This is a genomic window from Lactobacillus acetotolerans DSM 20749 = JCM 3825, assembly GCF_001436775.1.
GTDB classification, from domain to species: Bacteria; Bacillota; Bacilli; order Lactobacillales; family Lactobacillaceae; genus Lactobacillus; species Lactobacillus acetotolerans.
This window is the reverse complement of sequence record NZ_AYZC01000047.1, coordinates 1-10,115: the sequence shown is the minus strand read 5'-3', so window position 1 is coordinate 10,115 and position 10,115 is coordinate 1. Positions and strand designations below refer to the sequence as shown.

Here is a 10,115-nt window from a genome sequence, read left to right as displayed (position 1 = left end):
GGTAGAGCAAAGGATTGAAGCTCCTTGTGTCGGCGGTTCGATTCCGTCCCGCGCCATCAGTCTGGAGGAGTAGCGAAGTGGCTAAACGCGGCGGTCTGTAAAACCGCTCTCTCTGAGTTCGGCGGTTCGAATCCACCCTCCTCCATTAATAGGGATATCGTATAATGGTAGTACATTGGTCTCCAAAACCACTGATGTGGGTTCAATTCCTACTATCCCTGTTTACTCTTCATGGCGGAATTGGTGAAGGGGTTAACACACCGGTTTGTGGATCCGGCATGCGTGGGTTCGAATCCCACATTCCGCCCTAGCATTGGGATATAGCCAAGCGGTAAGGCATTAGACTTTGACTCTAACATGCGCTGGTTCGAATCCAGCTATCCCAATCTATTAATAAAATAAAACTTATGGCGGTGTAGCCAAGTGGTAAGGCAGAGGTCTGCAAAACCTTAATCGTCGGTTCGAGTCCGACCCCCGCCTTCAAATGGCTCAGTCATTGGTTCTGTTAATTAAATATGGCGGTGTGGCGGAATTGGCAGACGCGTCAGACTCAAAATCTGGTGTCCGTTTAGGACGTATCGGTTCGACCCCGATCACCGCTATTTGTTTAGACAACTCATTTATGTGAGTTGTCTTTTTTTATAAGTTTTATTTTAAAAATTGCACATATAATTTGGAATCTTTATAATACCAATATATGGAGGTATTTAGATGAATATTGGTCTTTTCACCGATACATATTTCCCGCAAATCAGTGGTGTAGCCACGTCGATTAAGACGTTAAAAAATGCACTTGAAAAGCAGGGTCATAATGTATTTATTTTTACTACTACCGATCCTCATATAAAAAAGGGGACGGTTGAACCGAATGTCTTTCGGTTTAGCAGCATACCCTTCATTTCGTTTACTGATCGAAGGATTGCTTTTCGTGGCTTTTTCGAAGCAGCAAAAGTAGCAAAGGAAGTTAAACTGGATATTGTTCATACTCAAACCGAGTTTGCTTTGGGAATGATGGGTAAATATGTTGCTCATCGGCTTAAAATCCCCGCAATTCATACTTATCACACCATGTATGAAGATTATTTGCATTATGTTTTAAATGGTCACTTACTTCGTCCATATCACGTAAAGCAATTTACTAAAGGATATTTGAAAAATATGAATGGGGTTATTGCTCCAAGTGAACGTGTTGAAGCATTGCTTAAGCGGTATGGAGTTAAAATTCCTATTAGGATTATTCCTACTGGTGTGGATATTGAGAGTATGAATGAAGATGTTCCACACGATGTGCGTAAAGATTTACATATAGATAAAGATGCACCGGTTCTTTTAACGCTCAGTAGGGTTGCTTCCGAAAAGAAGATCAATCACATTTTAAATGTAATGCCAGATATTGTTGAGCAATTTCCTAACGTGCGGTTGGTAATTGCAGGCGATGGTCCTGATGTGGATGTGTTAAAGGATCAAATTGAGCGTTTAACTCTTGAAAATTATGTAATTTTTACTGGTAACATTCCGCATGAAGATGTCGGTAACTATTATAGAATGGCAGATTTATTTGTATCTGCCAGTGATACGGAGACTCAAGGATTAACATATATCGAGGCTCTTGCGGCTGGTACAAGGTGTGTAGTATACGATACTGATTATACCGAGCATGTTTTTGATGATGATTCTTTAGGGCGTGTATTTACAACGCAAAGCGAAATGCTAAAGGATATCCTTATTTACTTAAAACAAGGGAGATCTAAAATACCTCAAGATAAATTAGATGCTAAGTTAGCACAAATTTCTTCGAAGCATTTTGGTGATCAGGTTTATAATTTTTATCAAGATGTAATTAAGAAATATCAAGAAGATCATAAAGAGGATTTAAATGATTAGAATTAATATGTTCTCACAAGCTGATTCAGTTAAAGGTCAAGGCGTTGGTTCTGCTTATAATGAATTAACTGCTCTATTACGAACGCGTTTAGTGGATAAATTTTACGTAACTGTTAATAAGTATGGGAAAAGTGATCTTACTCATTACCATACGATTAATCCTACTTTTTATGCTAATAGTTTTTCACCCGCTCGTGGTCGCAAAATTGGCTATGTCCATTTTTTACCTGAAACTCTGGAAGGCTCAATTAAGTTACCTGGTTTTGCTAAAAAGGTTTTTTATAGTTATGTAATTAACTTTTATAAGCGCATGGATCAAATTGTGGTTGTTAATCCAATCTTTATTGATAAGCTAGTTAAATATGGAATAAGCCGGGATAAGGTTAAATATATTCCTAATTTTGTTTCAAAATCTGAATTTTATCCAGAAAGTCAAGCAAGAAAAAATGCTTTTCGTAATAAATTAGGTATTCCATTGAATAAAGCGGTCGTTTTTGGTGATGGTCAAGTTCAGGAACGTAAGGGCGTAGATGATTTTGCTAAGATGGCAATGGCTAATCCGCATATTCAATTTATTTGGGCCGGTGGTTTCTCATTTGGTAAAATAACTGATGGCTATGATCACTTTAAGCAATTAGTAGATAATCCACCACAGAATTTAAAATTTACTGGAATTGTAGATCGGAAAAAACTGGTTGATTATTTGAATATTGCTGACCTATTTTTGCTTCCATCATATGATGAATTATTTCCTATGTCTGTTTTGGAAGCTTTCAGTTGTGGTACACCGGTTTTATTGAGAAATTTAGATTTATATAAAGCTATTATTGGTGGCTACTATATGAGTGGCAATAATTCCCAGGAAATGAATACGCAACTGCGAAAAGCTTTTGATGATAAATCAATATTGAATAAGTATAGTTCTTTATCTAATTTAGCTAGTGAAAAATATTCTGAGGATAATTTGGCTAAGATTTGGGATGATTTTTATCATGAACAATATGAATTAGGTAAAAAGTTAGGACAAATTCGTTAATGAATAAAAAACACTTTTTGGGTATATTAATTGTTTTAATAATTAGTGTTTGTGTGCTTTATGCAGATTTAAAGACAACGCCAATTAACCAACTAATTAAAGCAGCTCAGAATATTAACTTTTTTGCTTTAATAATGGTATTTGGATTAATGCTCCTGTCCTATGTTTGTGAAGCCACAATCTTGTATGTTTTGTCTTATCGGAAGAATGAGCCGAAGAGATCCAAATGGTCCTTCTTTCGTATACCAATAATTCAGGCTCTTTTTAACGCAATTACCCCTATGTCGACTGGTGGACAGCCCTCACAGCTTGCAGCCATGGTTCAGATGGGTATAGAAGGAGGACGCGCAACGTCACTACTTTTGATGAAATTTATTATCTATCAAATAGTAGTTTTCTTTGCCTACGTTTTTGCCATTGTTACTGGCTTCCATATGGTTGCAACTAAATTTTCTGCACTTGCAGCTTTTATTGTGCTTGGTTTCTTAATTCATATTAGTTCAATCGTGTTTTTATTAGCCATATTTTTTGCCTACAATTGGACGAAAAAGGCTGCTAACTGGTTAATGAATCTACTCGAAAAATTTATTAGTGAAAAAAGAGTAGAGAAATGGCGTAAAGCTACTATGGAAAAAATCGATACTTTTTATACTGAAAGTCAAAAATTAAAAAAAGAAAAGAAAAAATTATGGCTTAGTGCAGGCTTGACGGTTTTGCAGTTATTATTCTTTTATTCGATTCCTTACATGGTTTTGCTTACCCTTAATGTTCATGCAAATTGGTTAGCCGTAACGCAAATGAATATCATGATTATTATGTTTATGGCTATTATTCCTATCCCTGGAGCATCTGGAGGTGCCGAATATAGTTTTCAAACTCTTTTTTCAACATTCGTTTCGTCTCATGGGGCTTTGGTATTAGGTATGTTTTTATGGCGGTTTGCAACCTATTTCTTTGGTATGATTTTAGGAATATTTGGTTGGATATTTAAGCCAAAAAAGATAAAAAATACCAAAAATAGTTAATTTTTACTAAAACTGCTAGGTCTAAATTTTCTTAGTAGTAAGATGATTAACGTGGTGAGAGGAGAATATGATGGCACGTACCAAAACTTTTCTACAATGGTTGACAAAGACCAAATTAGGCTTTTTTACTATTGTTCTAATATTGTTTTGGATAAAAACGTATTGGATTTATTTGACTAAATTTAATTTAGGTGCATCTGGATCGATCCAGAATTTTTTGCTTTTAATTAATCCAATTCCGGCAGGGATGCTTTTACTTGGAATAGGATTATTCTTCAAAGGTCGTAAATCATATTGGATCATTGTGGTAATTGATTTTCTACTAAGTTTATGGCTCTTTGCAAATATATTGTATTACCGTGAGTTTTCCAACTTTTTATCTTTTTCGATTATTAAAGCGTCAGGTTCAACTTCTGATAATTTAGGGAAAAGTATTGTTGGAATTACTAGGGCAACAGATTTCCTTTCTTTTCTAGATGTGGCCACTGTCATAGTTTTGTTGCTAACAAAGGTAATACGTATTGACGTTAGGCCAGTTAAGATTCGATTTGGTTTGCTGATTGAAAGTTTAGCCATACTTTTAATGGGCGTTAATTTGGGTATGGCGCAAAAGAATCGCTCTGGGTTACTTACTAGAACATTTGATAATAATTATATTGTTAAGTATCTCGGAATTAATGAGTATGCCGTTTATGATGGATTTAAAACAGCCCAAACTAATGCTCAAATGGCTAAGGCTAACGTGTCTGATTTACATTCAGTTGAACAATATTTAAAGACAAATTATGTGCAACCCAATCCCGAGTACACGGGCGTAGCCAAAGGTAAAAATGTACTGGTTATTCACCTTGAAAGTTTTCAGCAGTTTTTAATTGGTTATAAATGGAAGGGTAAGGAAGTTACCCCTAATCTAAATAAAATTTATCATGCTAAGGATACTCTTAGCTTTGATAATTTTTATAATCAAGTGGGACAAGGAAAGACATCAGATGCTGAGATGATGCTGGAAAATTCATTATTTGGTTTACAATCTGGTTCTGCAATGTCGAGCTATGGTACGTCAAATACGTTTGAAAGTGCACCAGCAATCCTAAGACAACGGGCAGGTTATACCACTGCTGTTATGCATGGTGGCGCAGGTTCTTTCTGGAATCGCAATAATGCATACAAGTCATTTGGGTATCAATATTTTATGCCACTTTCTTATTATAAAAACAGACCTAAATACTATATTGGTTATGGTTTAAAGGATAAGATTTTCTTTGACCAATCGGTTAAGTACATAGAGCGGTTGCCACAACCATTTTATTTAAAGCTGATCACGGTAACTAATCATTACCCATATGATTTAGATAAACCAAATCAGACAATTCCTAAAACGAATACAAACGATGAAACAGTTGATGGCTATGTTCAGACAGCCCACTATCTAGATCAAGCTATTGGTGAATTGATGAGTTGGATGAAGAAAACTGGACTTGATAAAAATACCCTGATTGTTTTTTATGGTGATCATTATGGAATTTCTGGGAACCACCATAAGGCTAGTGCGCAGTTGCTTAAACAAAAGCAATTTAATGACTTTGATGATTTAAAATTTCAACGTGTACCTTTAATGTTTCATATGAAGGGCTTAAAAGGCGGTGTTGATCATAGTTATGGCGGCGAAATTGATGTTTTACCTACTTTACTAAATTTACTGGGAATTAAAGATAATGATACTATCCAATTTGGACACGATATCTTAAGTAGAGATTCCCCACAAATTGTTGCTCAAAGAAATGGTGATTTTATTACGCCAAAATATGCAAAAGTTGGTGGGATGTATTATTATACAAAAACTGGTGAAAAGATTACTCATCCGAATAAAAAATTAAAAACTGAACTTATGGCAATTTCGAATAAAGTAACTACTCAGCTTTCTTTATCTGATCGAGTGATTGATGGGAACTTATTACGTTTTTATAAACCAAAATGGTTTATAAAAATCAAACCGAGTGATTATGATTATAATAAAGAAAAAGCTTTAAAGAATTTGTATTCTAATAAAGATAAGACTTCACTTTGGTATAAAAATCATAAGAAGAGCACACAATCAGACTTTAAGACTGATGCTCCTGAATTAAAGAAATAAACCTGCAAAGATTTATATTTTGTGATAAAATTTAGCAGTAATCATATCTGTGTATTGGAGGCAGTACATTGTACAATTTATTTATGACGCTACTAATCATTGTTTCAATTTTAATTGTAATTGCAACGATGATGCAGCCGCAGAAACAACAGGATGCGTTGAACGCTTTATCTGGCGGTGCGGTTTTTAGTGGTCAAACTAAAAAACGTGGTTTTGAAGCATTTATGGAAAAAGTAACAGCAGTTTTGTTGGTTCTCTTTTTTGCATTTGCTATTATATTAGCTTATTTGTCTTCAAAATAAGTTTTGGCCCTCCCGATATGACGGGGAGGGCTTTTTTTATATTTTTAATAAAGAACGGAGATTAATTAGATGGCACAAAACGAGAAAATTTTAGCTAACGTTTTAGAAATTTTTCGCCATAATCCGCAAAAACAGTATTCAATAGATCAAATTGAAAGAATGGCTCGGCGTGATCATATTGGTAGTTTTACTGATTTGATCAAGGCACTATCTTTTCTTGAACATGAAAAAAAGATTATTACTGATGGTAAAGGACATTATCAATTGGTTCAGGAGAATACCGAGGTTGAAGGTACCTTTAGGGCCAATGATAAAGGCTTTGGCTTTGTTAAGTTAGATGATGAAAATGCTGACAATATTTTTATTGCTAGTGATTATACCGATTATGCTGTAAATGGTGACCGAGTAAAGGTCAGAATTACTGCTGATGGTAACCCTTGGAATGATAAGGGACCTGAGGGCCAAGTTGAAGAAATCGTTGAACGCGGTTTTGAAACTTTAGTTGGCGAATTTCATCCAATGACTGATAAACAAGTTAAAGTTAGTCATTTTATTGGTTATGTTCTGAGCAATGATAAAAAGTTGCATAATTATCGTGTCTATGTTTCTGATAAAGGTTTAATCCCACAAATGAGAGATATGGTTAAAGTTTCTATTAAGAACTATCCAGATAAAAATAATCCAGAATCGATGACCGGTGTTGTCATTAAAACCATTGGTAATAAGAACGATCCTGGCGTTGATATTATGTCAATTGTAGCAGCTCACGATGTGCGAACAGAGTGGCCAGATGATGCAATGAAACAAGCAAATGCTATTCCAGATCATGTTACTGATGAGGAGCGTAAAGGTAGAGATGATATTACCGATCAACCTGCTGTGACTATTGATGGTGATGATTCTAAAGATTTTGATGATGCGGTTGTTTTGTGGAAATTACCTAATGGAAATTATCATTTAGGAGTTCACATAGCTGATGTATCACATTACGTGACGGAAAAGTCCCCATTGGATCAAGAAGCCTTTGCTCGTGGTAACAGTACTTATTTAGTTGATCGGGTTATCCCAATGTTGCCATTTCGCTTATCTAACGGTATTTGTTCATTAAATGAAGGGGAAGATCGGTTAGTTTTATCTTGTGATATGGAAATAACACCACAAGGTAAACGGGTTAATTACCGTATTCATCCTTCTGTTATGCGTTCTCATGGTCGGATGACTTATAACAATGTGAATAAGACATTGGACCCTAATAATACTGATAAACTTGAAGATAAATACGTTAAATTACGTCCAATGCTTCAGCAAATGGCAGAGTTACACAAAATTTTGTATAAACAACGTCATAAGCGTGGTGCTATTGATTTCGAAGAACCAGAAGCACAAATCATTGTTGATAAAAATGGGAAACCAACTGATATTGTTCTTCATAAGCGTGGCATAGCTGAAAAAATGATCGAATCATTTATGTTAATGGCCAACGAAACGGTAGCTGAAGATTACTTTAGAAAACATGTTCCATTTTTATACCGTGTGCATGAAACACCCGATAAAGATAGAATTAAAAGTTTCTTTGAATTCTGTAGTGCTTTTGGTTTGAATATCAAGGCAGATCCTAATCATGTTAAACCACTAGATTTGCAAAAAATTGTAACCAAAACGGTAGGTACTCCAGAAGAAGCTGTTGTTCAAATGATGATGTTACGGAGTTTAAAACAGGCGCACTATTCCGATCAAGCTTTGGGTCACTTTGGATTGGCAGCCAAGTTTTATACGCATTTTACTTCTCCAATTAGACGTTATTCTGATTTGATGGTTCATAGGATGATCCATGCTTATGCAGAACATGGGACTGGTAAAGATGTGCAAAAGCATTTTACGAGTTATCTATCGCAGGTTGCTGAACAAACTTCAATCCAAGAAAGACGGTCAGTTGATACTGAGCGTGAAGTAGATGACCTTAAGATGACTGAATATATGTCCGATCAAGTAGGACAACATTTTAATGCGGTGGTTTCCTCTGTTACTAGTTTTGGTATGTTTATTCAACTGCCTAATACGGTTGAGGGATTAGTCCATATTTCTAATTTAACTGATGATTTCTATACTTTTAACGAAAAAACTTTGACTTTAACCGGTCGAGGTACGCATAAACAATATAAAGTAGGGATGCCGATTAAGGTAACCCTTATTAATGCTAACGTTGAACAACATCAGTTAGATTTTGAAGTTTATGATCCCAATGCACCTAAACATCATCGGAATGATCATAGAAATAATCGTCGACGTGGTAATCGTGGTTTTCGAAATGATCATGGTCGTCGTGGCAATGGCAAACATTGGAATCGTAATTTCCATGCTAGTAGAAATGGCAGTCATAATCGTCGCAGCAACAATAATTACAAACGTTAGGATTGATTTTTGATGAAACGAAAAAATGAAAATTTGGTTGTCCAAAACAAAAAAGCTCGTCATGATTATTTCATCAAAGAAACTCTTGAAGCTGGTATTGCTTTAACCGGAACAGAGATTAAGTCCGTTCGAGCTCGTAGAATTAATTTGCGTGATGGCTATGTACAAATAATCAATGGCTCAGCTTTTTTGGAAAATGTGCATATTAGTGAGTATAAAGAAGGTAATCGTTACAATCATGAGCCTTTACGGAGTAGACGATTACTTTTACATAAAAAAGAAATTAGGCGTTTAACAAAAGCACAGGCAGAGCGTGGAATAGCAATTATTCCCCTGAAAGTTTATATAAAACACGGTTTTGCCAAAGTGTTAATTGGTGTGGGCCAAGGTAAAAAACAATATGATAAACGTAGAACAATCAAAAAGCGTGATCAGGAACGTGAATTACGTCGAAAGTATAAAGTATAAAAAATAAAATATAAAGCTACAGTGTGATTATCAAGATAATTACACTGTTTTTAAATATTACGAAAAAATAGTAAACTTAAAATTAGTTAGTAGTAAAATATTTATGCTAGATTTAAAAATTATTAATTAAAAATATATTGTTTATTTCTTTTTTTATTGGTATATTTATGAAAATGTTGTTTGTTTAAGGAGAAAATTAAATATGGCTATTCCCTGCTCTGAATTTGTTTTAAAACAGAGTCTAACTAAGAAAAAATTAGATAAATATTCGGTTATTGATTTTTGTAAAGATGCTGGTATTAACAGAGGTTTATTTTATAGTCAGTATCGTAATCTTTCCGATTTATTTGTTTCTGTTCTTACCCTTCGATTGAAGAAGTCAATGCGTAATACAAAAAATGAATCCATAAATCGAGTATTTTATCGTCTTTTATGTAAAATAAAGAAAGACGCTGTGTTTTACTTAAATATTTTACATATATCTAAAAAACATGAAACGTTTTATCCTATTTTGAAGAAAGAGATAGCTATAGGGCTAGAAAATTATATGAGGCCAAGAGGTGCATTTTCGGTAAGAACAATTGAATTAGTTGCAGAAGGTATATATTCAATTCTTTTTAATTGGATTTCACATGAATATCAAACAGATATAAGGGATATTTATCAGTGTATTAACTTATTTCTTCCTCAAATCGAAAAAGATGCAAAGAAATAATGTAAAGTACTTGCAAAAAGGCGGTAAAGTTGGTAATATAATTAACTGTCGCCGGTGAGGTTAAGGAGTTAACCAAGCAGGCGATGAGGCGAATGAAAATAAGTGCTTGACAAAGGACTTATAAGTTTGCTAAGATATA

The 10,115-nt window shown here is 34.6% G+C and carries 8 protein-coding genes and 6 tRNA genes; all 14 read left to right on the top strand.

What is annotated here, in order from left to right:
• The first annotated feature begins 63 nt into the window (after positions 1-63).
• Positions 64-145 (top strand) — tRNA-Tyr (locus FC77_RS06705).
• Between the two features lie 5 nt (positions 146-150).
• Positions 151-221 (top strand) — tRNA-Trp (locus tag FC77_RS06700).
• A 13-nt stretch (positions 222-234) separates the two neighbouring features.
• Positions 235-307 (top strand) — tRNA-His (locus FC77_RS06695).
• A gap of 7 nt (positions 308-314) precedes the next feature.
• A tRNA-Gln gene (locus tag FC77_RS06690) sits at positions 315-386 on the top strand.
• A gap of 23 nt (positions 387-409) precedes the next feature.
• Positions 410-480: transfer RNA gene (locus FC77_RS06685), tRNA-Cys, on the top strand.
• A 37-nt stretch (positions 481-517) separates the two neighbouring features.
• Positions 518-602: transfer RNA gene (locus FC77_RS06680), tRNA-Leu, on the top strand.
• A gap of 109 nt (positions 603-711) precedes the next feature.
• Positions 712-1,884: a glycosyltransferase family 4 protein gene (locus FC77_RS06675; RefSeq protein WP_056970838.1), complete on the top strand. Its 1,173-nt coding sequence runs from the start codon at positions 712-714 to the stop codon at positions 1,882-1,884.
• Entirely contained in the window at positions 1,877-2,920 is a 1,044-nt protein-coding gene (locus tag FC77_RS06670; protein ID WP_056970837.1) for a glycosyltransferase family 4 protein, read from the top strand. The genes FC77_RS06675 and FC77_RS06670 overlap by 8 nt, the downstream gene beginning before the upstream one ends.
• On the top strand, positions 2,920-3,945 hold the full coding sequence (locus tag FC77_RS06665) for a lysylphosphatidylglycerol synthase transmembrane domain-containing protein (protein ID WP_056970835.1): 1,026 nt from the start codon (positions 2,920-2,922) through the stop codon (positions 3,943-3,945). The genes FC77_RS06670 and FC77_RS06665 overlap by 1 nt, the downstream gene beginning before the upstream one ends.
• A 70-nt stretch (positions 3,946-4,015) precedes the next feature.
• Positions 4,016-6,079: an LTA synthase family protein gene (locus FC77_RS06660; RefSeq protein WP_056970833.1), complete on the top strand. Its 2,064-nt coding sequence runs from the start codon at positions 4,016-4,018 to the stop codon at positions 6,077-6,079.
• A 68-nt stretch (positions 6,080-6,147) separates the two neighbouring features.
• Positions 6,148-6,381 (top strand): preprotein translocase subunit SecG, encoded by a 234-nt coding sequence (secG, locus tag FC77_RS06655; protein ID WP_056970831.1) that lies wholly within the window; start codon positions 6,148-6,150, stop codon positions 6,379-6,381.
• Positions 6,382-6,450: 69 nt separating this feature from the next.
• Positions 6,451-8,793 carry a ribonuclease R gene (gene rnr / locus FC77_RS06650; RefSeq protein ID WP_056970830.1) on the top strand — a complete coding sequence of 781 codons (2,343 nt, stop codon included), beginning with the start codon at positions 6,451-6,453 and terminating at the stop codon, positions 8,791-8,793.
• Positions 8,794-8,805: 12 nt separating this feature from the next.
• Positions 8,806-9,261, top strand: coding sequence for an SsrA-binding protein SmpB (gene smpB / locus FC77_RS06645; RefSeq protein ID WP_056970828.1), 456 nt, complete (start codon positions 8,806-8,808; stop codon positions 9,259-9,261).
• A gap of 202 nt (positions 9,262-9,463) precedes the next feature.
• A complete protein-coding gene (locus FC77_RS06640; RefSeq protein ID WP_056970826.1) occupies positions 9,464-9,976 on the top strand; it encodes a hypothetical protein in 513 nt (170 codons plus the stop codon).
• Positions 9,977-10,115 lie beyond the last annotated feature (139 nt).

Coding starts and splice junctions, on each gene's coding strand:
- smpB (WP_056970828.1), top strand. CDS start 8,806: ATGAAACGAAAAAATGAAAATTTGGTTGTCCAAAACAAAAAAGCTCGT.
- FC77_RS06640 (WP_056970826.1), top strand. CDS start 9,464: ATGGCTATTCCCTGCTCTGAATTTGTTTTAAAACAGAGTCTAACTAAG.
- rnr (WP_056970830.1), top strand. CDS start 6,451: ATGGCACAAAACGAGAAAATTTTAGCTAACGTTTTAGAAATTTTTCGC.
- FC77_RS06670 (WP_056970837.1), top strand. CDS start 1,877: ATGATTAGAATTAATATGTTCTCACAAGCTGATTCAGTTAAAGGTCAA.
- FC77_RS06660 (WP_056970833.1), top strand. CDS start 4,016: ATGGCACGTACCAAAACTTTTCTACAATGGTTGACAAAGACCAAATTA.
- FC77_RS06675 (WP_056970838.1), top strand. CDS start 712: ATGAATATTGGTCTTTTCACCGATACATATTTCCCGCAAATCAGTGGT.
- FC77_RS06665 (WP_056970835.1), top strand. CDS start 2,920: ATGAATAAAAAACACTTTTTGGGTATATTAATTGTTTTAATAATTAGT.